At 54.8% G+C, this 24,156-nt stretch carries 18 protein-coding genes and 1 other annotated feature; of the genes, 11 read left to right on the top strand and 7 right to left on the bottom strand.

Going from position 1 to position 24,156, the window contains the following annotated elements; translation table 11 throughout:
• Positions 1-107 precede the first annotated feature (107 nt).
• Positions 108-584 (top strand): DivIVA domain-containing protein, encoded by a 477-nt coding sequence (locus AC3G2T_RS10880; RefSeq protein ID WP_474684420.1) that lies wholly within the window; start codon positions 108-110, stop codon positions 582-584.
• Between the two features lie 58 nt (positions 585-642).
• Positions 643-891: a binding site (T-box leader), on the top strand.
• A gap of 57 nt (positions 892-948) precedes the next feature.
• Complete coding sequence (gene ileS, locus AC3G2T_RS10875) at positions 949-3,717, top strand: isoleucine--tRNA ligase (RefSeq protein WP_488435449.1); 2,769 nt, start codon at positions 949-951, stop codon at positions 3,715-3,717.
• Between the two features lie 53 nt (positions 3,718-3,770).
• Here ileS and AC3G2T_RS10870 read toward each other — a convergent pair whose 3' ends face one another.
• A complete protein-coding gene (locus AC3G2T_RS10870; RefSeq protein WP_488435448.1) occupies positions 3,771-4,514 on the bottom strand; it encodes a TraR/DksA C4-type zinc finger protein in 744 nt (247 codons plus the stop codon).
• Positions 4,515-4,620: 106 nt separating this feature from the next.
• Between AC3G2T_RS10870 and lspA the strand changes: the two genes are divergently transcribed.
• Genes lspA through AC3G2T_RS10855 form a run of 3 tightly spaced genes read left to right on the top strand, consistent with a single transcriptional unit; the run spans position 4,621 to position 7,240 of the window.
• A complete protein-coding gene (gene lspA, locus AC3G2T_RS10865; RefSeq protein WP_474684417.1) occupies positions 4,621-5,139 on the top strand; it encodes a signal peptidase II in 519 nt (172 codons plus the stop codon).
• The gene (locus AC3G2T_RS10860; RefSeq protein ID WP_474684416.1) at positions 5,114-6,043 is read left to right on the top strand and encodes an RluA family pseudouridine synthase; all 930 of its coding nucleotides are present in this window, start codon (positions 5,114-5,116) and stop codon (positions 6,041-6,043) included. The genes lspA and AC3G2T_RS10860 overlap by 26 nt, the downstream gene beginning before the upstream one ends.
• Positions 6,044-6,082: 39 nt before the next feature.
• Complete coding sequence (locus AC3G2T_RS10855; protein ID WP_488435447.1) at positions 6,083-7,240, top strand: aminotransferase A; 1,158 nt, start codon at positions 6,083-6,085, stop codon at positions 7,238-7,240.
• Positions 7,241-7,424: 184 nt separating this feature from the next.
• Here AC3G2T_RS10855 and AC3G2T_RS10850 read toward each other — a convergent pair whose 3' ends face one another.
• From AC3G2T_RS10850 to AC3G2T_RS10825, 6 genes are all read right to left on the bottom strand, one after another.
• Positions 7,425-8,552: an N-acetyldiaminopimelate deacetylase gene (locus tag AC3G2T_RS10850; RefSeq protein ID WP_488435446.1), complete on the bottom strand. Its 1,128-nt coding sequence runs from the start codon at positions 8,550-8,552 to the stop codon at positions 7,425-7,427.
• Positions 8,553-8,573: 21 nt separating this feature from the next.
• Complete coding sequence (gene dapD / locus AC3G2T_RS10845; protein ID WP_474684413.1) at positions 8,574-9,284, bottom strand: 2,3,4,5-tetrahydropyridine-2,6-dicarboxylate N-acetyltransferase; 711 nt, start codon at positions 9,282-9,284, stop codon at positions 8,574-8,576.
• Positions 9,285-9,412: 128 nt separating this feature from the next.
• Positions 9,413-10,933, bottom strand: coding sequence for an MDR family MFS transporter (locus AC3G2T_RS10840; RefSeq protein ID WP_488435445.1), 1,521 nt, complete (start codon positions 10,931-10,933; stop codon positions 9,413-9,415).
• 353 nt (positions 10,934-11,286) lie between these two features.
• Entirely contained in the window at positions 11,287-11,583 is a 297-nt protein-coding gene (locus AC3G2T_RS10835; RefSeq protein ID WP_488435444.1) for a hypothetical protein, read from the bottom strand.
• 737 nt (positions 11,584-12,320) lie between these two features.
• Positions 12,321-14,213 carry an ABC transporter ATP-binding protein gene (locus AC3G2T_RS10830; protein WP_488435443.1) on the bottom strand — a complete coding sequence of 631 codons (1,893 nt, stop codon included), beginning with the start codon at positions 14,211-14,213 and terminating at the stop codon, positions 12,321-12,323.
• Positions 14,210-15,940, bottom strand: coding sequence for an ABC transporter ATP-binding protein (locus AC3G2T_RS10825; RefSeq protein ID WP_488435442.1), 1,731 nt, complete (start codon positions 15,938-15,940; stop codon positions 14,210-14,212). The genes AC3G2T_RS10830 and AC3G2T_RS10825 overlap by 4 nt, the downstream gene beginning before the upstream one ends.
• 148 nt (positions 15,941-16,088) lie before the next feature.
• On the opposite strand from AC3G2T_RS10825, the gene AC3G2T_RS10820 reads away from it, so the two are divergent.
• The 6 genes from AC3G2T_RS10820 (at position 16,089) to carB (ending at position 24,142) form a co-directional block, all read left to right on the top strand.
• The gene (locus AC3G2T_RS10820; RefSeq protein ID WP_474684407.1) at positions 16,089-16,550 is read left to right on the top strand and encodes a MarR family winged helix-turn-helix transcriptional regulator; all 462 of its coding nucleotides are present in this window, start codon (positions 16,089-16,091) and stop codon (positions 16,548-16,550) included.
• A gap of 346 nt (positions 16,551-16,896) precedes the next feature.
• The gene (pyrR, locus tag AC3G2T_RS10815; protein WP_474684406.1) at positions 16,897-17,451 is read left to right on the top strand and encodes a bifunctional pyr operon transcriptional regulator/uracil phosphoribosyltransferase PyrR; all 555 of its coding nucleotides are present in this window, start codon (positions 16,897-16,899) and stop codon (positions 17,449-17,451) included.
• On the top strand, positions 17,448-18,356 hold the full coding sequence (locus AC3G2T_RS10810) for an aspartate carbamoyltransferase catalytic subunit (protein ID WP_474684405.1): 909 nt from the start codon (positions 17,448-17,450) through the stop codon (positions 18,354-18,356). The genes pyrR and AC3G2T_RS10810 overlap by 4 nt, the downstream gene beginning before the upstream one ends.
• Before the next feature lie 20 nt (positions 18,357-18,376).
• Positions 18,377-19,660, top strand: a complete 1,284-nt coding sequence (gene pyrC, locus AC3G2T_RS10805; protein WP_474684404.1) for a dihydroorotase — start codon at positions 18,377-18,379, stop codon at positions 19,658-19,660.
• A gap of 113 nt (positions 19,661-19,773) precedes the next feature.
• The gene (locus AC3G2T_RS10800; protein ID WP_488435441.1) at positions 19,774-20,946 is read left to right on the top strand and encodes a carbamoyl phosphate synthase small subunit; all 1,173 of its coding nucleotides are present in this window, start codon (positions 19,774-19,776) and stop codon (positions 20,944-20,946) included.
• Positions 20,933-24,142, top strand: coding sequence for a carbamoyl-phosphate synthase large subunit (gene carB, locus AC3G2T_RS10795; protein WP_488435440.1), 3,210 nt, complete (start codon positions 20,933-20,935; stop codon positions 24,140-24,142). Before AC3G2T_RS10800 ends, carB begins: the two co-directional genes overlap by 14 nt.
• Positions 24,143-24,156: the final 14 nt, after the last annotated feature.

Raw genomic sequence — 24,156 nt, 5'->3', positions numbered from 1 at the left:
AACTGAACATGCAGGATACTGATATCCGCCGTTGGGTGGAATCGGGATATACATACGAAGCTTTTTGTTGATTATTATTCTGCTATGTTTACAAAGGAGGTGCACCAATGCCACTAACGCCATTGGACATACATAACAAGGAATTTTCCCGTTCATTCCGCGGTTATGATGAGGATCAGGTCAACGAGTTCCTGGATCAGGTGATCAAGGATTATGAAGCGCTTATCCGTGAAAATAAAGATCTGCACAATCAGACGGTTGCGCTGCAGGAACGTCTTGACCATTTTGCCCATATCGAAGAAACGTTAAGCAAAACGATTATCGTAGCCCAGGAAGCAGCCGACGAACTGAAGAACAATTCGAAGAAAGAAGCGCAGCTGATTCTTAAAGAGGCGGAGAAGAACGCCGACCGCATTATTAACGAAGCATTGACGCGCTCGCGTAAGGTTGCATTGGAAATCGAAGAGCTGAAAAAGCAGGCTTCCATTTACCGCACGCGTTTTCGGACTTTGCTGGAAGCGCAGCTGGAGCTTCTCAATAACGAGGGCTGGAACAGCATGCAGATGGATCATAGCGAACCGTAAGGGCAGGTCGTATTGACTAAGCTTGGCGAATTCGTTATACTCCTGTTAAATGTATCGCAGCAAAGCGATGACTGGACCGAGTAGGACGTAACCGCAGTGCCAGCGAGTTAGGGATTTGGTGTGAGCCTAACCTCTGCAGCGTGCCGAATATCCCCCAGGAGCATCTCTCGAAGCCGAGTAGAGAGAATCGGGTCATGCCGTTATCCATGATCGAGTGAAAGAGCAGCCGAAGCGCGAGGCATATCGCGAACGCTGCGTATGCTTTTTAACGAGGGTGGTACCGCGAGCAGAGCTTCTCGTCCCTTTGGGGATGGGAGCTTTTTTTGTTTGTGGGCAGTTGAAATTTCTAAAGGAAGTGGAACGAATGGATTACGGAAAAACATTGAATTTATTGCAAACCGAATTTCCGATGAGAGGCAATCTGCCTCAGGCGGAGCCGAAAATTCAAGAGCAGTGGGCAGCCGAGGACATTTACGCGAAAGTTCGGGAGAGCCGCAAAGGCAAGCCGAAATTCGTGCTTCATGACGGGCCTCCGTATGCGAACGGTGACATTCATATCGGACATGCGCTGAACAAGGTGCTGAAAGATATTATCGTACGATTCAAAACGCTGCAGGGCTACGACGCGCCTTACGTTCCGGGCTGGGACACGCACGGGCTGCCGATCGAACAGGCGATCGCCAACAACGGCAAAGTCGACCGCAAAAAAATGTCCGTACACGAGTTCCGCGAGTACTGCAAAGAGTATGCGCTGCAATGGGTCGACAAGCAAAAGAGCCAATTCCAGCGCCTGGGCATCCGGGGCGATTGGCAAAATCCTTATATTACACTGCAGCCGGAGTACGAAGCGCAGCAAATTCGCGTATTCGGCCAAATGGTGCAAAAAGGCTACATTTACAAAGGCCTGAAGCCTGTTTATTGGTCTCCGTCGTCGGAAAGCGCGCTCGCCGAGGCCGAGATCGAGTACAAAGAGAAAGTATCGACTTCGATTTATGTCGCGTTCCCGGTTCAAGACGGCAAAGGCAAACTGCCGCAGGACGCTTCCATCGTCATCTGGACGACGACGCCATGGACGCTTCCGGCCAATCTGGGCATCAGCTTGCACCCTGAATTTGATTACACGGTCGTGCAGGCGGCCGGCAAAAAGTATGTGCTGGCGCAAGGGCTGCTGGAAACGGCCGCCAAGGAGATTGGCTGGACGGACTACGAAGTGCTGTCTACCGTCAAGGGCAGCGAACTGGAGTATGTAACGTGCAAGCATCCTTTTTATGACAGGGAATCTCTCGTCATGGTCGGCGAGCACGTCACGCTTGAAGCCGGTACCGGCTGCGTGCATACCGCTCCGGGACATGGCGAGGACGACTTCGTCATCGGCCAGCGCTACCAGATCGGCGTGCTTTGCCCGGTGGACGATCAGGGCCATTTTACGGCGGAAGCACCCGGTTTTGAAGGGCTTTTTTATGAAAAAGGCAGCAAGGTCATCGTCGAGATGCTGCAGGAGTCGGGTCTGCTGCTGAAAGCGGGCGAAATCAAGCACCAATACGCGCACGACTGGCGGACGAAGAAACCGGTCATCTACCGTGCGACGGAGCAGTGGTTCGCTTCGATCGATAAATTCCGGCAGGAGATGCTGGATGAGATCAAAAAGGTCAAATGGACGCCCAACTGGGGTGAAGTCAGGCTGCACAACATGATCGCCGAGCGCGGCGATTGGTGTATTTCGCGGCAGCGCACATGGGGCGTGCCGATTCCGATTTTTTACTGCCGCAGCTGCAACGAGCCGCTGGTCAACGAGCAGACCATTGAGCATGTGGCCGGGCTGTTCGCCAAGGAAGGCTCGAATTCGTGGTTCATCAAGGACGAGCATGAGCTGCTGCCGGAAGGAACGGTATGCGCCAAATGCGGCCATGACCGCTTCCGCAAGGAAACGGACATTATGGACGTATGGTTTGATTCCGGGTCCAGCCATGCCGGCGTTCTGGAGACCCGTCCGGAGCTGCAATGGCCGGCCGACCTGTATTTGGAAGGCTCCGACCAATACCGCGGCTGGTTCAACTCGTCGCTGATCACCGGCGTTGCCGTGCGCGGACAGGCTCCGTACAAAGGCATTTTAAGCCACGGCTTTACGCTTGACGGCGAAGGCCGCAAAATGTCCAAATCGATCGGCAACACGATTGATCCGAGCCAGGTTTGCAACAAGCTCGGAGCGGATATTCTCCGGCTGTGGGTGTCTTCCGTCGATTACCAATCCGATCACCGGATTTCGGATAACATTTTGAACCAGACGACGGAAGTATACCGCAAAATCCGCAACACTCTGCGCTTCTTGCTCGGCAACTTGAGCCATTTTAACCCGGCTGCCGACCGTGTGGCTCCGGAGCAAATGTCCGAGCTGGACTGGTTTGCTCTGATTCGTTTAAACCGTATGATCGACAAAGTGGTAAAAGCCTATGAGGCTTACGAATTCCACGTTGTCTATCAGGTGATTCATCATTTCTGCGCCGTCGAGATGAGCTCGTTCTATCTGGACGTCATCAAGGATCGCATGTACGCAGGCGCGCCGAACGATGCCGCGCGTAAAGCTTCCCAAACGGTGCTGTATGACGCGCTTACGGCAATTACAACATTAATTTCGCCGATTTTGCCGCATACCGCGGATGAGGTCTGGAAGTACATTCCTGAAGCGGGATTGAGCAGCGTGCAGATCGCCGAGCTGCCTGAAGTGCAGGCGGATTTGTATGATGCGGAGCTGGAAGAGAAGTGGAACAGCTTCCTCGATGTGCGCGACGAAGTGCTGAAAGCTTTGGAAGAAGCGCGCAAAGAGAAAGTGATCGGCAATTCATTGGGGGCGACCGTTCATCTGTATCCGAACGAGGCCGTTCACAGCCTGCTGAGCAGGCTGGAGCAGCTCGATCAATTGTTTATCGTTTCCGCCGTGACTGTCCACGAGCCGTCGGCTCCGAAGCCGCAGGACGGGTATGCGGCGAAGGATGTCACGATTCAGGTAACTGTGGCGGAAGGCGAGAAGTGCGAGCGCTGCTGGATAGTTACTCCTGAAGTTGGGCAAAATAAAGAGCATCCGACTCTTTGCGTCCGATGCAGTGAGGTTGTTGCCGCTCATTATCACGAGTAGCGGGACAAAGAAGCAAACGAGCTGACGCCGGCGGCGAAGCTCGTTTGTCCTGTTCAATTTTGGTCATCCACGTTCTCTGCATCAGGTCCGAGTTCGAGCAGAGGACCGCCTTCGCCGCTGCTCATGTAGTCCCGGTACGCTTTGCTTCTGACGATCGTCACATGTTCGCCGTATAAGTCGGTCGCTACGAAGCTTTCAAACGATTCGACAAAACCTTCGTGTTCGTCGGCTTCGATGTACATGTCCTTATAGTCGTCGACATTCGGGTCTTCGGCAAAAGCGGGAGTGTTGGAAGTTCCCCAACTTTCCACGATTTGCCACGCGTCCTCGCCGTCGAACTGGTTTTGCCCGTCAAGTTCGTCCAGACTCGTTCTGCCGAACGGTGGGGAAAGCAGCTTTTCCTCGACAGGTCTGCGTTCGGACTCGTGAGGATCCGGCACATGCCGGATGCAGTATACGGTAGTCGGAATGGCTTGAAGCCGTTCGAATGGAATAGGAGCTTGGCAAAAAACGCATAGGCCGTAATCGCCTTTGTCCATATGCTCCAGCGCTTCGTCAACTTGCATAAGCTGAAATCCGGCATGTTCGTTCAGTGAAATGTCTTTCCCGCGCTCGTAAATTTCCGAAGCGATGTCGCCGGGATGGTTGTCGTACATGGACAGTTCGCCGGTATTTTCGATAAAAGAGCTGGACAAACCGAAATTGCCGTTCCGGTCGAAATGCCGTTCGAGATCAAGTTTTTCCTCCAACAGCTGCAGATGCAATTCGCGAATTTGCTGCTCGGTTAAATGGTTCATAAGTACAGCTCCTTTCCTACAGGTGTTCCATAACGTTATAGTTCCGAACGGAAGCTTTTTTTAGTGAGGTAATTCCTTGTATATCAGGGACCTAGGAGGAAATAAAGTGAAATATTATATTTACGCGCTTATCGTTTTTTTGCTCGATCAGGCTACCAAATGGGTTATCGTACAAAAGATTCCGCTCGGCGAAGAACGCTCGGTGATCGGAGAATTTTTCGTCATCACTTCTCATCGCAACCGCGGAGCGGCCTTCGGCATTTTGCAAAATCAAAGATGGTTTTTCATTATCGTGACACTAGTTGTCGTCATAGGGATTCTATGGTATATCAGACGCACGATTCGCGAGGGCAAGGGCCTGCTTTCATTTGCGCTAAGCCTGCTGCTGGGCGGGGCGTTAGGCAATTTTCTCGACCGCGCGCTGTTCGGGGAAGTCGTCGATTTTCTGCAATTTACGTTTGACTTTTCGTTGTTCGGCAAGGCGATCTATTATATTTATCCGATCTTCAACCTTGCGGATTCGGCCATCGTGATCGGGGTCATCCTGATATTCCTGGATTCCATACTGACGGCAAGAAGAGAGAAAAAAGGAGCCGGACATGAGCACAAACCAGACCTCACCTGATCCGGCGGAGTGGAGCGTCTCGGCCGAGTACACGGGTGAACGCATTGATAAATTCATTACCGAATCGTTGGAAGAAGAAGTTTCGCGGACGCAAGTACAGCAATGGCTGAAGGACGGGCACGCGGCGGTCAACGGCCGGCCGGTCAAGCCGAACTACAAGCTGTCGGAGAACGATCATATCGTGCTCACGATTCCGGAGCCGACGGATGCGGAATTGACCGGCGAACCGATCCCGCTGGAAGTCGTCTATGAGGATTCCGATGTGATCGTCATCAACAAGCCGCGGGGCCTTGTCGTTCATCCTGCGCCGGGACATTATTCCGGCACGCTGGTCAACGCCTTGCTGTATCACTGCAAGGATTTGTCGGGCATCAACGGCGAGCTGCGCCCGGGCATCGTACACCGCATCGACAAAGATACGTCGGGCCTCATCATGGCCGCCAAAAACGACAAAGCCCATGCAAGCCTCGCCGAGCAGTTGAAAGCTCACACCGTCAACCGCAAATATATCGCCTTGGTTCACGGCACCATTCAGCATGAGCACGGCACGATCGACGCTCCAATCGGGCGCGATTCCCACGACCGCAAGATGTACACCGTGACGGACAAAAACAGCAAGCACGCGGTCACGCATTTTCTCGTTCTGGAGCGTTTTGGGGACTTCACGCTCGTCGAGCTGAAGCTGGAGACAGGGAGAACGCACCAGATTCGCGTTCATATGAAATTCATCGGCCACCCGCTCGTCGGAGATCCGATGTACGGCAAAAGCAAGGGAATGCTGATGGAAGGCCAAGCGCTGCATGCCGCGGTACTCGGTTTCGTGCATCCGCGAACAGGGGTAACGATGCAGTTCGAAGCGCCGCTTCCTGCGGATATGGAGCATCTGATCCATACCTTAAAGTAAGGAAGCCGCAGCGTTTCCATAGGCAGAGGGGAGAAACGGATGGAACATTTAATCAATCCGCAAGTGAAGGAAATTCAAATATCGGGCATCCGCAAAATTTCCAATCTTGTAAGCACGATTCCCGGCGCGCTGACGCTGACGATCGGCCAGCCGGATTTTCCGACTCCGCGGCATATTATCGAAGCAGGACAGCAAGCATTGGAGCAAAACAAGACGGTCTATACGCCCAATCCCGGCTTGCCGGAACTGCGCGAAGCGGCGTCCCGCTTCGTCCGGAATAAATACGGCCTGGACTACCGGGCGGCCGATGAAGTTATAGTGACCGTCGGGGCGAGCCAAGCCGTCGATATCGCCCTGCGCACCATTCTTACGCCAGGTGCGGAAGTCATTATCCCGGCGCCGATCTACCCGGGCTACGAGCCGTTAATCCGGCTGGCAGGGGGCGTTCCGGTCTATGTGGATACGCGCGCGAACGGTTTGAAATGTACAGCGGATTTGCTGGAGCCGCATCTTACAGAGCGCACGCGCTGCGTGATCCTCTGTTATCCGTCCAATCCGACGGGACATGTGCTTTCGGAACAGGAACTCACGGAGCTGACTCATTTGCTGGAAGATAAGGACTTATTTATTTTATCTGATGAAATTTATAGCGAGCTGATTTACGGGGACAGCCACCGGTCCATCGCTGCGATGGGCAAGCTGCGCGAGAAGACGATTGTCATTAACGGTCTTTCCAAGTCTCATGCGATGACAGGCTGGCGGATCGGGTTTGTTTTTGCTCCGGCATATTTGACCGGGCATATGGTCAAGGTTCATCAGTATAACGTGACATGCGCCAGTTCGGTAAGCCAATATGCGGCGCTCGAAGCATTGACGAACGGTGTGGACGACGCGCTGCCGATGCGGCAAGCTTACGAAGCCCGCAGAGACTATGTGTACGATCGGCTGATCGCGATGGGCTTCGAGCTGGAAAAGCCGAAGGGGGCTTTTTACCTGTTCCCCTCCATCGCCAGATTCGGGCTGAAATCGGAAGAGTTTGCGCTGCGGCTGCTTCAGGAAGAGAAAGTCGCAGTCGTACCGGGCGATGCGTTCACCTCATACGGGGAAGGCTACATGCGCATTTCCTACGCGTATTCGCAGGAAGTGCTGGAGCAATCGCTGGACCGTCTGGAGCGTTTTGTCGGCAAGCTGAAATGAGATAAACCTCTATCGAGGTCGTTCGAAGATGAGCGACCGCGTTTAGAGGTAGGTTTATTCGCCAATAAGAATGCCGTTCTACACGCTTTAGCGCTGTAAGAACTTAAACATTCTTATGTGGTAAAAAAAAAGCCTTCGCACCGACACGGGTTCTACACCGGTGGTTGCGGAGGCTTTTTTCGCTTTATGACTGGCTCGATTTGTACAGCAAATACGAAGTGATCGTCTCGATGGCGATGCCGATAGCACGTTCGTCGGGCTCTATTTTGGCGTGGTGCAGTCCATGCGGCGTTTCGACGCCAAGCCAGAACATGAAGCCCGGGATTTGCTCCAAAAAGTAGCCGAAATCTTCGCCGGTCATCGCTTCCGTGCATTCCACGAGATTGGCTTTGCCGCTGCCGCGCAGCCACTCCATAAATTCCAGCGTCAACGGCGGATCGTTGTACACCTGGCGGTAGTTGGAGCCGTAGTTGATGGACACCCGGCAGTCGAACGAGCCTTCGATCCCGGCCGCTACGGCTTCGATCCGTTTTTTGACGTTGGCCATGGAGGCGGCGGACAGGGTGCGGATCGTCCCTTCCAGGCGGGCTTTCTCGGCGATGATGTTTTGCTTCGTGCCGGCTTCCATTTTGCCGATCGTAATGACGGCCGAATCGAGCGGATTCACGTTGCGGGACACGATCGTTTGCAATTGGCCGACCATTTGCGAAGCCGCTACGATCATATCGTTCGCCTGATGCGGGTAAGCGGCGTGACCGCCTTTGCCGAGCAGGTCGATGAAAAGTTCAGACGTATTGGCGAACAAAATTTCCGGCTTCGTGGCAATCGTGCCTACGGGATACTCCGGCGCTATATGCAGCGCTACGATCTGATCGGGCTTCCAGTCCTGCAGCTCCTCGGCGGCAAGCATCGGCAAAGCGCCTCCGGGACCTTCTTCGGCAGGCTGGAAGAGCACGACAAGGTCGTCTTTCATCGGATGATGCGCAAAATGGGAAACAACGCCCATACCGATGGACATGTGCAGGTCGTGGCCGCAAGCGTGCATATAACCCGGATGCCGGGAAGGGAACGGAAGAGAAGTCTCTTCCGTTATAGGCAGCCCGTCCATATCCGCGCGATACCCGAACCGCTTCGAAGGAGCAGTCCCCGCGATATGAACCAGAATGCCGGTACGCCAAGTGCGGATCGTCATTCTGTCCTGAGGCAGGCCGGCCAAATAGTCCAAAAGCAGCCGCTGCGTTTCAAATTCCTGAAAGCCGGGCTCCGGAATTTGATGGAGCTGCCTGCGCAGTTCGATAAATGGGCTATGCATGGCGAATCCCCCCAGAGTGCTTTACAGCGTGCGAAGATCTTGCAAAATTTCCGTTTTGGACTTCGTTTTGTCGTCCACTTTTTTGATCACTCTGGCTGGCGCGCCCGCTACGACGGTATATTCCTCGACATCCTGCGTGACGACGGCTCCGGCGGCAACGACAGAGCCTTTGCCGATGCGGACGCCTTCCAGAATGACCGCGTTGGCTCCGACGAGCACATCGTCTTCAATGACGCACGGCTGTGCGGAAGGCGGCTCGATTACGCCTGCTACGACTGCGCCTGCGCCGATGTGACACATTTTGCCGATCTGCGCTCTTCCGCCAAGCACTGCGTTCATGTCGATCATCGTGCCGTCGCCAACGGAAGCGCCGATGTTAATGAGGGCGCCCATCATGATGACCGCATTGTCGCCGATGTGCACTTTGTCGCGGATAACCGCGCCTGGCTCGATGCGGGCATTGATCGGTTTCAGGTCAAGCATCGGAATCGCGGAGTTGCGGCGGTCGGCCTCAACGACATAATCTTCGATCAGCGCTTTGTTTTGCTCCAAAACGGGCTGAATGACGCTCCACTCACCGAAAACGACGCCGCTTCCGCCTGATACGAAGGACTGGGAGCCTTCACCGAAGTCGATGGAATCCAGGTTTCCTTTTACATATACTTTAACAGGAGTCTTTTTTTTGCTTTCTTTAATAAATTGAATAATTTCCAGGGTGTTCATTTCACTCATGTTTGACATCTCCTTATTGATTTGGGTTGACTCTCCTATATTATCAGAAAGGGAGCGTTTCAGCCAATGCGTTTGTATGGACAAGCCAAAAAAATGCGGCTCCCGGGATCGGGAACCGCCGGCGACCGTCAGGCTGCGCTTTGTTTTTTATTTTGTCCGGCAGTGCCGATCTTGTCGTTTGTAAGGAAGAACATGAACACGATCACAAATACGGCCGGGACGATCGCCCAGGTGAAAGCGTGCGTAATGGAAGAAGAGAGTATGCCGGTAATTTTATCGAGAACCGGTGTCGGGATTTGCGCTCTCGTCTGCGGATCGAGCAGGGCGCGCGGATCGCTCGCGGCCCCGGCCGGCATTGGCCCGGTCCCGCCCAGCGCGTCGGCCATTTTGTGCGTGAAGTTATTGCGCTGGATGATGCCGTATACGGTAATGCCGAGCGCCATGCCAAGCTCCCTAACAAAGGAGAGCGTAGAGTTGGCCGAGCCTCTTTGCAGCGGGCTCATGTTATGGATGGCGGCCATGCCCAGCACGGAGAAGGAGGCGCCTGTGCCGAAGCCGGCGATCACCATGTAGACGGTAATGAGCCATCGCGGAGTGGATGCCGTCAACGTCGTCAACAAGATGATGGCGATCAGGAAAATAGCGCCGAAGACGAGCATAACGTTGCGGTAGCCGAATTTACCGGCCAGGACGGCGCCGATCTGGCTTGAGGCCACGACGCCGAGCATCATGGGCAGCAGGATCAGGCCCGAGTTCGTCGCGCTTCCGCCCGCTACGCCCTGTATATAGATCGGGATGTAAACCGTCGATACGATAAAAGCGATGCCGTAGCAAAGCCCGACCAGCGTGCTGCCGCCGAACAGGCGGTCGCGGAACATGGAGAAGGAGAGAATAGGCTCCTGGGCTTTCGTCTCCGCCCACAGAAATGTGACCAGCAGAACGGCGAAGCCGGCAAATAAACCGAGAATGGGCGGCGAGTCCCAAGCGTATTTGTTGCCTCCTAGCTCAAGACCGAACATGAGGCAGACGACCGCCCCGACGAGTGTTGCTGCGCCAAGCCAATCGATTCGCTGTTTCGAGTGGATCGGCGATTCTTTGTAATGGACGGCAATGAAGATGAAGGACAGTATGCCGAGCGGCAGGTTGATGTAGAACACCCAGCGCCAGTCGATGTAATCGGTGATGTAGGAGCCGAGCAGCGGCCCGAATATGCTGGACAGCCCGAAAGTTGCGCCGAACAGACCGGTAATTTTGCCCCGCTGCTCCGGCGGAATCACGTCAAAAATAATCGTGAACGCAATCGGAATCAGCGCGCCGCCGCCAATACCTTGAATGGCGCGGTAAATGCTGAGCTGAACGATGCTTTGAGCGGTCCCGCACAGGATGGAACCGAGCAGAAATACGATCATGCCGAATATGAAAAACCGCTTCCTGCCATACATATCGGACAGCTTGCCGAAAATCGGCATACCGGCCATCTCGGCTACCATGTAAGCCGACGTTACCCAAATAAACTTGTCGAAGCCCCCGAGCTTGGCGACGATCGTTCCCATAGCCGTTGCGACGATCGTATTGTCCATCGAAGACATCAGAATCGAAAGCAGCAGGCCCGCGATGATGAAACCTACTTTGTTTTGCGTTGCTGTCATTGAACTTGTCACTCCTTTGATATGCGTTGCGTGCGCGTTACTTTCATTTCTCCACGTCCCTCATTGTACATGCGAAGACCAGTCCGGCTCCTCGGTCTCGAGACGTAACTTGCGAAGGACCGCCGGATGAATTGCTCACGTTCTATTATAAAAGAGCAACCCTGACAACAGAGCGTCAGGGTTGAGATTGTCCTTACGGTGCGTATACCAACGCAGCCGATGTTGCTGGTGTTGCCAATGCGGCCAGTGCAGTCAAGTGCAGCTAATGCGGGGCGGTGCGGCCGAAAACGGCAATACCGCCAGTACCGCCAATGCGGCCAGTGCCGGCAACATCGCCAATGCTGCGAATGCCGCTAACGCCACCAGTGCGCCATTGCGGCCAATACTGCTAATACTGCTAATACTGCCAACACTACCAATGCTGCCAACACTATCAACGCTGCAAGTGTTTCCATTGCAACCTGTACAGCCAATGCGATCAGTACAGCTAGAGCTGTCAACGCCGCCAATGCTGTCAATGCGCAGAAAACCCGCGAAAAGTCGTCAGTCTGCCCGGAAACCCACACGCCAAAGCCGGTCGCACAAATCTGCCTAGTTGAGCAAAGAAAACCTGCAAAAGTACAGTTTTTGCCCGGCTGATACGCCGGCAACGAAGAATTCCTGCAAATGTACAGGCTTTTCGTCACGAACTGGGGTTCTGGACCGTTTTCACCGAAAATTCCTGCACTATATCGCAGGCTTTTCGCCAAAATGAACCGTTTTTAAGGAAAAAACCTGCACTTTTGCAGGCTTTTCCCTGCCAAGCCGCCTAGTGCCTCTGCTTCAGCACCTAACCTGTTGCCTGGTTGAGCAAAGAAAACCTGCAAAAGTACAGTTTTTGCCCAGTTGATACGCCGGCAACGAAAAATTCCTGCAAATGTGCAGGCTTTTCGTCACGAACTGGGGTTCTGGACCGTTTTCATCGAAAATTCCTGCACAATCGCAGGCTTTTCGCCAAAACGAACCGTTTTTAAGGAAAAACCTGCACTTTTGCAGGCTTTTCCCTAGCCAAGCCGTCTAGTGCCCTCTGCTTCATCGCCGCAGCCCGTGCAGGAGAGGCGTAGGGTGGGGGCGAGGGCTGACCCGCCATCCGTGCACGCGCGACGCGCCGAGAGAAGCACGCGTGTTGCCGCGCGAACATGCAGCCCGCCCCGCGCACGTGCAACGCGCCGAGAGAAGCACGTGTGTTGCCGCGCGAACATGCAGCCCGCCCCGTGCACGCGCAACGCGCCGAGAAAAGCACGCATGTTGCCGCGCGAACATGCGACCCGCCCCGTGCACGCGCAACGCACCGGGAGAAGCACGCGTGTTGCCGTGTAAACATGCAGCCCGCAATCCGCCACCCGGACTATCCGGCGTTCGGATTGGCTGCAGCGTGGACGAATTGGCTGTTGTGCAGTTCGGCGTAGAAGCCGTTTTGCGCCAGGAGCTGTTCGTGCGTGCCCTGTTCGATGACGGCCCCCTGATTCATGACGAGTATCAGGTCGGCGTCGCGTATCGTGGACAGGCGGTGGGCGATCACAAAGCTGGTGCGGCCCTGCATCAAGTTGTTCATCGCCCTCTGGATCGAAACCTCGGTCCGCGTATCGACGCTGCTCGTCGCTTCGTCCAAAATGAGAATCGGCGGGTCGGCCAGTATGGCACGCGCGATCGTCAGCAACTGCTTCTGGCCGTGCGATATGTTCGAAGCCTCTTCGTTCAAAACCGTATCATATCCTTCCGGCAGCGTGCGGATAAAGTGATCGGCGTAAGCCGCCCTGGCTGCGCTCACGATCTGCTCTTCGGTCGCTCCTTCGCGGCCGTAGGCGATGTTGTCGCGGATCGTCCCGTTGAACAGCCAGGTGTCCTGCAGCACCATGCCGAACAGCCCGCGCAGGTGACTGCGCGTCATTTGCCGCGAGTCGACGTCGTCTATGGCGATGCGGCCGCTCTGCAGCTCGTAAAAGCGCATGAGCAGGTTGACGATCGTCGTTTTGCCTGCGCCCGTCGGTCCGACGATGGCAACCGTCTGCCCGGGCTGCACGTCGATGTTCATGTCGGTAATCAGCGGCGTATCTTCCTTATAGGCAAACTTGACGTTTTCGAATTGCACCCGTCCTGAGACATGTGCAACGGATTTGGCGTCGGCGGCATCCTGCTGTTCCTCAGGTTCATCCAACAGTTCGAATACGCGCTCCGCCGCCGCGATGGTGGACTGGATAACGTTGGCGATGTTGGCTACCTGGGTGATGGGCATGCCGAACTGACCGGAATATTGGATGAAAGCCTGGATATCGCCGATTTTGATCGAACCGTGGGTCACCATAATTCCGCCGATCACACTGACCAGCACAAAGCCGATATTGCCGATAAAGCTCATCAGCGGAAAGATCAGACCGGATATAAATTGCGCTTTCCAACCGGACTGATACAGCTTTTCGTTAATTTCGTTGAATCGCTCGATCGATTTGTTTTCGTGGCCGAAAGCTTTGACGATCGTATGTCCGGTGAACATTTCCTCGACATGGCCGTTCAGTGCGCCAAGGTTTTTTTGCTGGCCGGCAAAATGCTTTTGCGACCTGGAGGCGATGAACTTCGTACAATAAATGCTGAGCGGAAGCGTGGCGATCGTTGCGAGCGCCAGAAGCGGACTTATCGTCAGCATCATGACGATAATGCCCAGCAGCGTTACAATCGACGTAATCAGCTGCGTCAAGCTTTGCTGGAGCGTGGAGCTGATCGTGTCGACATCGTTCGTGGCGCGGCTCATCACATCGCCGTGGCTCTTCGAATCGAAAAAGGAGAGCGGCACGCGGGCAAGCTTGTCGTTAACTTGTTCGCGCAAATCGTAGACGATTTTTTGCGTGACGGTAACCATAACGCGCTGCTGAAAATAGCCGAACAGAGCGCTAAGCACATACAGAACGGCAAGCAGGATCACGATTTGGGCGATGGCGTTAAAATCGATGCCTGCGCCTGCGATGCCTTTCAGCTTTTCCATGGAACCTTCGAAAAGCTTGGTCGTTGCGTTGCCCATCAGCTTCGGGCTGATAATGCTGAACAGGGTGCTGAGAACCGCCATCAGAAGCACAAGTGCCAGCTGCAGGCGGTAAGGCTTCATGTAGCCGAGCAGCCGCTGCAGCGTAACTTTGAAGTTTTTGGCCTTTTGTACGGGTCTGCCCATACCGCCCATGCCGCCGCGCCCGAAATGCGCCGGCCCGACTCCTGCGGACGATTCGTTTGCTTTGCGTTTTTCACTCATGCGATATCCTCCTCCGAAAGCTGAGAGGCGACGATTTCCTGGTATACCTTACAGGTGCGCAGCAGCTCGTCATGGCTTCCGATGCCCGCCATTTGTCCGTCCTCAAGCACAATGATCCGGTCTGCGTCCATAATCGTGCTTACCCGCTGGGCGACAATCAGCATCGTGGCGTGCGTGATTTCTTCTTTTAGCGCCCTGCGCAGTTTGGCATCGGTTTTGTAATCGAGCGCGGAGAAGCTGTCGTCGAACACGTAGATGCCCGGCTTTCTGGCCAACGCGCGGGCGATCGACAGGCGCTGTTTTTGACCGCCGGACAGGTTCGTTCCCCCTTGGGAAATGAGCGATTGATAGCCGTCCTGCATATGTTCAATAAACTCGTCGGCCTGTGCGGTTCGGGCGGCTTGCTTCACTTCCTCGTCCGACGCGGTCTCGCAGCCGAAACGGATATTGTCGGCAACAGTGCCGGAGAAAAGGACGGCTTTTTGCGGCACGTAGCCGATGCTTTCGCGCAAGCTTGCGAGCTGCAAAGATTGAATAGGGACCCCGTCAATCGCAATACGGCCGCTCTCGGCATCGTAGAACCGCAGCAGCAAATGCAGGAGGGTCGACTTGCCGGAGCCCGTTCCGCCGATAATCGCGGTCACTTGCCCCGGCTCGGCGCGGAAGCTCAAACCCCGGATAGCCGGCTGCTCGGCGCCGGGATAGCTGAAGGTCACATCCTGAAACTCGATGAGCCCCCGATTGCGGTTTTGCGCGAACGGAAGGGCGTCCGCAGCGCTGCTGATGGCCGATTCGGTCCGGAGCACTTCGTTAATGCGGATGGCCGACGCCGATGCCCGGGGAATCATGACGAAAATCATCGTCATCATAAACATCGAGAACATAATCTGCATGGCGTATTGGATGAACGCGATCAAATCGCCGATCTGCATGTCGTTCTGGTCGATCCGGATGCCCCCGAACCAGAGGATGACGACGACGGCCAAATTAAATACGAGCATCATCAGCGGCATCATCGTAGACATGAGAATGTTCACTTTGACGGCGGTTTGCGTAAAATCGAGATTCGCTTTTTCAAATTTCTTTTTTTCGTTGTCCGTCCGGTTGAACGCGCGAATGACGCGGATGCCTGTCAAATGCTCGCGGAGCACGAGATTGATCTGGTCGATTTTGACTTGCATCGCTTTGAAAAGCGGTATGCCTTTACGCATAATGGCGATGATTGCGAACGTTAGAATCGGAATGACGGCGATAATGACCAGAGCGAGCTTGGCGTCTTTGTATATCGACATGATCACGCCGCCTACGAGCATCGCAGGAGCTCCGATAAACATGCGCAGCATCACGATGACCTGCTGGACCTGCGCGATATCGTTGGTCGTGCGAGTAATCAAAGAGGAAGTGCCGAGCTTGTCGAACTCGCCAAGCGAAAAGCTTTCGACATGGGCGAACACGCTGCGCCGCAAATCCCGGCCGAAGCCTGTCGCGGTTCTGGCGAGCATGTAACTGGCGATAAAAACGCATATCGTGGCTCCCAGAGCGACGAACAGCATGTAGGCCCCGAATTTCAGGATGAACGGAATATCCCCCTTCACGACGCCGGTGTCGACGATGTCGGCGAGCAGGGTGGGCAAATACAGCTGGGCAAGCGACTGAAGCAGCATGAAAGCGATGACGCCGGCAACTTGAAACTTATACGGCTTCAAATAGCGAAACAGTTGGAACATAATGTGCTCATCGTTCCCTTCATAAATAATGAATAAAATTCGAAAAGAATATAACGTGTGCGATATGTCGTATACGAAATATATGGTATGTGCTATAATCATTTTTGTCAATAAGAGGTTTCTTTACTCGGAAGGGGATCGATTTTGCATGTATAGAATAGAAGAAGACGCTACATATATCCGTACGACAGTGGCCAGACTGTTCAAATATATAAAATGTGTGGAACGTTCCGTCGACCAGGACGGAGAGCAGGAAAGCATAACGCTGGTGCAGGGTGCCGTTCTTAATCATGTAAACCACCATCCGGGCCTGTCGCTGAAGCAGTTGAGCCAGAAGCTCGGGCTTGCGCACAGCACGATCTCGGGCATTGTGGACAGGCTGGAGAAAAAGAACATGGTCGAAAGGCGCACGGACGAAAACGACAAACGGTTTATACGGATATATATGACTAAAAATGTCGAATCGTATTTGTTGCACAAGCGCCCCATGCTGCTGGATGCCGCTTTGGCCGCACGCATGGAACAGGTCGGCGAAGAAGACCGCGAGCAAATCCGCGCCGGATTGAAAGCGCTGGAGAAACTGCTTTTGCAAGATCATAAAGGCTGCTAAGCAAATACAGGATATGCCGGACGGAGTCCGCCTGGCCCTTTAGGTATTTAATGGTTGACTTCTCATGTCGAAAATGGCATAATTCTATCAAATGAATAAGTACCTTTAAAAACAGTCCAGAGAGGCTGGCAAGGTAATCGTAACGAGAAGACGGCACGCGGGCGAACAGGTGGTTCGTCCATGTGATAAGCTTGAGGGATGCATATGCCCTCATGCCCCGGTCTGTCTCTGCGTGCGCACAAGTAACTCCTTGCCGAACGATGGCGAGGAGTTTTTTAGTTTCTCTGCAAGCTGAAGCTTACGAAGCGAGTTTTGCCGGTGCAAAACTTTTTGGGAGGCGGATTGGATGGACGAGACAGCTGAACACAGCATTATGGACGAAATGGGAATTCGCAGAGCGTTGACGCGGATTGCGCACGAAATACTGGAAAAGAATAAAGGCGTAGAGACGTGCACGCTGATCGGAATTCGGACCAGAGGGATTTATTTGGCCAAACGCGTGGCGGAGCGGATTTTGGACATCGAGGGCGTGCCGGTTCCCGTCGGGGAAATCGACATCACTTCGTACCGCGACGACCGGATTAAGGTGAAGTCGGTGGACAACGTCCAGGAAGGCGGCAAGCTGCACATCCAGGATAAAAGAGTGATTCTGTTCGACGACGTGCTGTTCACGGGCCGCACCGTGAGGGCGGCGATGGATGCGCTGATCGACCTCGGCCGGCCGCAGATGATACAACTGGCCGTACTGATCGACAGAGGGCACCGCGAACTGCCGATCCGGCCCGATTATGTAGGCAAAAACGTTCCCACTTCGAAAAGCGAAAAGATTGAAGTGCAGTTGACGGAAATTGACAATAAGGATCAAGTGATCATTTTACAGCATAGGGGGAAACAGGAATGAGCATCGCGGGCGTACAAACGACGAAACATTTCTTGGGTCTGAAAGGGCTTGACGCACAGGAGATCACCGGCATTTTGGATCGCGCCGCCTACTGGGAGCAGCATCCGTCGAAGGTGACGAAAGAGCTGCAGGGCCGATTCGTGGCGAACCTCTTTTTTGAAAACAGCACGCGAACCCGTTTCTCTTTCGAACTGGCGCAAAAAAGGCTTGGCGCGGAGGTGCTGAATTTCTCGGCTGCGGAATCCAGCGTGCAAAAAGGCGAGTCCATTTACGATACCGTCCGGACTTTGGAGTCGATGGGCATCGACGCAGGAGTCATCCGCCTGAAGCCGACCGGCATTCTGCAGGAGTTGGCGGAAAAAATCAAAGTGCCGCTCATCAACGCGGGGGACGGCAATAACGAGCATCCAACGCAGGCGCTGCTTGATTTGTACACGATGCGCAAACATTTCGGCGACATCAAGGGGCTGACGGTTGCGATCGTCGGCGATATTTTGCACAGCAGGGTCGCCCGTTCGAACCTGTGGGGACTGCGGGCGCTCGGCGCGAACGTGAAGTTCTGCGCGCCGGACAATATGCAGGCGCGGGAGCTTGGCGAGTACGCGCCGTACGTATCCTTCGAAGAAGCGCTTAAGGCCGACGTCGTGATGATGCTCCGCGTGCAGCTGGAGCGCCACGACAAAGGCATAATCCGCTCGGCGGAGGAGTACCGCGAGCAGTACGGATTGACTGCGGAGCGGGCCGGCCGCATGCAGCCGCATGCGATCATTATGCATCCGGCTCCGGTGAACCGGAACGTAGAGATCGACGACGAACTGGTCGAACATGAGAAATCGAAAATTTTTACGCAAATCGCAAACGGCGTGCCGATCCGCATGGCGGTCATCGAGCGGGCTTTATCATAGAACAGGGGGAAGGCTTACCAATGGGAATTTGGATACTGAACGGATGGACGGTAAACGCCGATAACGAGCGAGTTAAGCAGCACATTTTCATCGAGAACGATACGATCGTCCAGGTTCTGGACGCCCAAAGCGCAGCGGCTCCGGTCACGGAAGGACATACGGTCATCGACGCGGCGGGCAAGCTGGTCGCCCCGGGATTCATCGATATGCACGTCCATCTGCGCGAGCCGGGTTTTGAGCATAAAGAAACGATTGCGACAGGAACGCGCTCGGCGGCCAGAGGCGGCTTCACGACGATTGCCTGCATGCCGAACACGCGGCCGGTCATCGATACGCCGGATACGGTGAATTACATACTGGACAAGGCGCAAACCGAAGGCGTCGTCCGCGTTCTGCCGTACGGCTGCATTACGAAAAACGAGCTCGGCCGCGAGCTCACGGACTTCGCCGCTTTGAAGGAAGCCGGCGTCATCGGCTACACGGATGACGGCGTCGGCGTGCAAAGCGCGCAGATGATGAAAGATGCGATGGCGCTGGCCGCATCGCTCGGCATGCCGATCATCGCGCACTGCGAGGATAACACGCTCGTCGAGGGCGCGCCGGTAACGGAAGGCGCGTTCGCCCGGAAGCACGGGCTCAAGGGGATTCCGAACGAGTCCGAGGCGATTCATGTAGGGCGCGACGTGCTGCTGGCCGAAGCGACCGGGGTTCACTACCATGTGTGCCATGTCAGCACCGAGCAGTCGGTTCGCCTGATCCGCCACGCGAAGCAGTTCGGGATCAAAGTGACCGCCGAGGTATGCCCGCATCACCTCGTGCTTTCCGATGAAGATATTCCAGGGCTTGACGCCAACTGGAAAATGAACCCACCGCTGCGTACGCCGCGCGATGTACAGGCTGTGATCGAAGGGCTGGAAGACGGCACGATCGACATCATCGTAACCGATCATGCGCCGCACAGCGAGGAAGAGAAAGAGAAGGGCATGCAGCTTGCGCCGTTCGGCATTCTCGGCTTCGAGACCGCGTTCCCGCTGCTGTACACCAAGTTCGTCCTGACCGGCCGCTGGACGCTCGGCTTCCTGATCGACCGGATGACGGCGAGACCTGCCGATGTGTTCGGCCTTCCGTACGGCAAGCTCCAACCGGGCGCCGCGGCGGATGTAACGATCGTCGATCTCGAAGAGGAGCGCGAAGTACGCAAAGAAGAGATCGTATCGAAAAGCAAAAATACGCCGTTTATCGGCTGGAAGCTGCAAGGCTGGCCGGTTGTTACGATTGCGGCGGGAAAAGTTGTTTGGTCCTAAGCACTGTACGGCGAGCGGAAACTCGTGTATATTTATACAGAAGAATCTTTATTTATGCAGATCATTGACGGTTCGCATGGATCGTTCGAACATAACGAAGGAGTTGAAGAAACATGCAGGCAAGATTGTTGCTGGAAGACGGCACCCTTTTTACAGGCAAATCGTTCGGCAGCGAGGGTGACTCGGTCGGAGAAGTTGTATTCAATACAGGGATTACCGGTTATCAGGAGGTGCTTTCCGATCCGTCGTACTGCGGCCAAATCGTGACGATGACGTATCCGCTTATCGGAAACTACGGCGTAATCCGGGACGATTTCGAGTCCGTGCGCCCGTTCATTCACGGGTTTGTGGTTCGCGAGCATGAAGAAATCCCGAGCAACTGGAGAGCGCAATACACGCTCGGCAGCCTGCTCAAAGAATACGGCATCATCGGAATCAGCGGCATCGACACCCGCATGCTGACCCGCAAAATCCGCCATCATGGCGTTATGAAAGCTTTGCTCACCACATCCGATAAATCGGTTGCCGAGCTGTCGGAAATGCTCAAAGCGACGCCTCTGATGACAGACCAGGTGTCCCGCGTGTCCACCAAAAGCGTTTACGGAGCACCAGGCCACAAAGAGCGCGTCGTGCTCGTCGATTTCGGCGCCAAAAGCGGCATTATCCGCGATTTGAGCAAACGCGACTGCGACGTCGTCGTCGTGCCTCAAGACGCTACGGCCGAGCAAATTCGCCGGCTGGCGCCGGACGGCATTTTGCTGTCCAACGGCCCTGGGGACCCGAAAGATGTGACTCACGCGGTGCAAATGATTAAAGAATTGCTCGGCGAATTCCCGATCTTCGGCATTTGCCTTGGCCACCAGCTGTTCGCGCTCGCTTGCGGAGCCGATACGGAGAAACTGAAATTCGGCCACCGCGGCGGCAACCATCCGGTTAAAGATCTGATTTCCGGACGCTGCTACATCACATCGCAAAACCATGGCTACACAGTTAAGGAAGATTCCATCGCCGGAACGGACCTTGACGTGACGCACATTAACAATAACGACCGCACGATCGAAGGTTTGAGACATAAAAAGCATGCGGCTTTCTCGGTTCAGTATCATCCGGAAGCGGCGCCGGGTCCATTTGACTCGAGCTATTTGTTCGACGATTTTATCGCGATGATCCGGGAACACAAGCTGGCTAACCCGCAGCCGCCGCGCCAGGCGCAAATGTTGGCGGAATGGAAGGCGCAAGCAGCAAAGACAGCGGACAAGGGGGAACTGCAGTATGCCAAAAAATAATACGCTCAAAAAAATTCTCGTGATCGGCTCCGGTCCGATTGTTATCGGCCAAGCCGCCGAGTTCGACTATGCGGGAACGCAGGCATGCCAGGCTTTGAAAGAAGAGGGCATGGAAGTTATTTTGATCAACAGCAACCCGGCCACGATCATGACCGACACGAATATGGCCGACAAAGTATATATCGAGCCGATTACGCTTGATTTCGTAACGCAAATCATTCGCCAAGAGCGTCCTGACGGGCTGCTTCCGACGCTGGGCGGCCAGACGGGGCTGAACATGGCTGTGGAGCTGGCTCGCGCAGGCGTTCTGGAAAGCGAGAATGTGAAGCTGCTCGGCACCCAACTGACCGCGATTGAAAAAGCGGAAGACCGCGACCTTTTCCGCGATTTGATGAGAGAGCTGGAGCAGCCGGTGCCTGACAGCGTCATCGTGACGACTGTAGCACAAGCGCTTGATTTTGCCGGTGAAATCGGCTTTCCGATTATCGTACGTCCTGCTTACACACTTGGCGGAACAGGCGGCGGTATCTGCAATTCTATTGAGGAATTGAGCGAAACGGTCGCATCCGGGCTTCGCTACAGTCCGATCGGTCAATGTCTCGTAGAAAAAAGCATCGCCGGCATGAAAGAAGTCGAGTATGAAGTGATGCGCGACGCGAACGACAACTGCATCGTCGTGTGCAACATGGAAAACTTCGATCCGGTTGGCGTCCATACGGGCGACAGCATCGTCGTGGCTCCGAGCCAGACGCTGTCCGACCGCGAATACCAGATGCTCCGTTCCGCATCGCTGAAAATCATCCGCGCGCTGAACATCGAAGGCGGCTGCAACGTGCAGTTTGCGCTCGATCCGCACAGCTTCCAATATTATGTCATCGAAGTGAATCCGCGGGTAAGCCGCTCCTCGGCGCTCGCTTCCAAAGCGACGGGCTATCCGATCGCCAAAATGGCGGCTAAAATCGCCATCGGCTACACGCTGGACGAAATTGTCAACCCGGTAACCGGGCAAACATACGCTTGCTTCGAGCCGACGCTGGATTACATCGTATCGAAAATTCCGCGCTGGCCGTTCGATAAATTTACGGCGGCAAACCGCAAGCTCGGCACGCAAATGAAAGCGACAGGGGAAGTAATGGCCATCGGCCGCACTTTCGAAGAGTCGATTCATAAAGCGATCCGCTCTCTGGAAATCGGCGTGCACCGTTTGTTCCTGAAAGAAACGGATTTGCTGGATAAGGAATCGCTGGAGCTTCGCCTGCAAAAGCCGGACGACGAGCGCCTGTTCCTTCTGGCTGAGGCGTACCGCAGAGGCTACACGGTCGAGCAGCTGCAAGACTTGACGAAAATCGACTGGTGGTTCCTGAACAAACTGGCCGGCATGATCAAATATGAGGCGGAAATCGCCAAATCCGATCTTTCCGCGGCATTGTTGCTGGAGGCGAAGCGCAAAGGGTTTACGGACCGGGCTATCGCCGAAATCCGCACGCTTGCCGGCTGCACATCGTTTACGAAAGAAGCGGAAGTGCGCGCTCACCGCTTGCAGCAAAACATCAAGCCTGTGTACAAAATGGTAGATACTTGCGCGGCCGAGTTCGAAGCTTCGACGCCTTACTACTATTCGACCTATGAGCAAGAGGACGAAGTAACGGAAACGAACAAGGAGAAAGTCGTCGTGCTCGGCTCCGGTCCAATCCGTATCGGCCAAGGCATCGAGTTCGACTACTCCACCGTGCATGCGGTGTGGGCGATCCAAGCCGCCGGCTATGAAGCGGTCATTATCAACAACAACCCGGAAACCGTGTCTACGGACTTTAATACGTCAGACCGCTTGTACTTCGAGCCGCTGTTCTTCGAAGACGTGATGAACGTGATCGAGCGCGAAAATCCGATCGGCGTCATCGTGCAATTCGGCGGCCAAACCGCGATCAATCTGGCGGCCCCGCTGGACAAAGCCGGTGTGCGCATTCTCGGTTCCGACCTCGAAAGCATCGATACGGCTGAAGACCGGAAAAAATTCGAAGCGCTGCTGAGCAAGCTGCAAATCGCGCAGCCGCAGGGCGGTACGGTAACGTCCGTCGATCAGGCGGTAGGCGTTGCCGCAGGACTTGGCTATCCGGTGCTCGTTCGCCCTTCTTACGTCCTCGGCGGACGCGCGATGGAAATCGTCTATTCCGACGAAGAATTGCTCAGCTACATGGAGTATGCGGTGAAAATCAATCCGGAGCATCCGGTTCTGATCGACCGTTACATGCTCGGCAAAGAAGTCGAAGTCGATGCGATTTGTGACAAGGAAACGGTTCTGATCCCGGGCATTATGGAGCATATCGAACGTGCAGGGGTACACTCCGGCGACTCGATCGCCGTCTACCCGCCGCAGACGGTTTCCGCTGAAATTAAACAGAAGATTATCGATATTACGACAAAAATTGCGCTCGAACTGAAAGTCGTAGGACTGGTCAACATCCAGTTCGTCATCTTCAACGATGAAGTGTATGTGATCGAGGTGAATCCGCGTTCGTCCAGAACGGTTCCGTTCCTGAGCAAAGTGACGAACATTCCGATGGCGAATGTGGCAACCCGGGTCATCATGGGGCAAAAGCTTGCCGATATGGGCTACGAAAGCGGCTTATGGCCGGAAGACCACTACGTATCCGTGAAAGTGCCGGTGTTCTCCTTCGCGAAGCTGCGCCGCGTGGACACGACGCTCGGACCGGAGATGAAATCGACCGGCGAAGTGATGGGCCGCGATACGAACTTTGCAAAGGCGCTGTACAAAGGCTTGATCGGCGCAGGCATGAAAATTCCTGCTGCAGGTTCGGTCGTCGTAACGGTGTCGGACAAAGATAAAGACGAGGCGATTGAAATCATGAAAGGTTTCTACCGTCTCGGCTACAAAATTATCGCCACAGGCGGAACGGCCAAAGCGCTGGAAGAAGCCGGCCTCCCGGTAACGACAGTGAACAAGCTGAGCGAAGGCTCGCCGAACATTCTCGACCTGATCCGTGGCGGCGAGGCGCAGTTCGTTGTGAACACGCTGACGAAGGGCAAAACGCCTGAGCGTGACGGCTTCCGCATTCGCCGCGAAGCGGTGGAGAACGGCGTTGTCTGCATGACGTCGCTTGACACGGTCCGCGCGCTCTGCAACATGCTTGAAGCGGTCAACTTCTCCTCCCGTGCCATGCCTGTGCATGCTTAAGGGGCGGTGAGTGC

The organism is Paenibacillus sp. sgz302191 (assembly GCF_057749925.1).
Note: the sequence above shows the minus strand (reverse complement) of the source record. Positions and strands in the feature narration are given on the sequence as shown.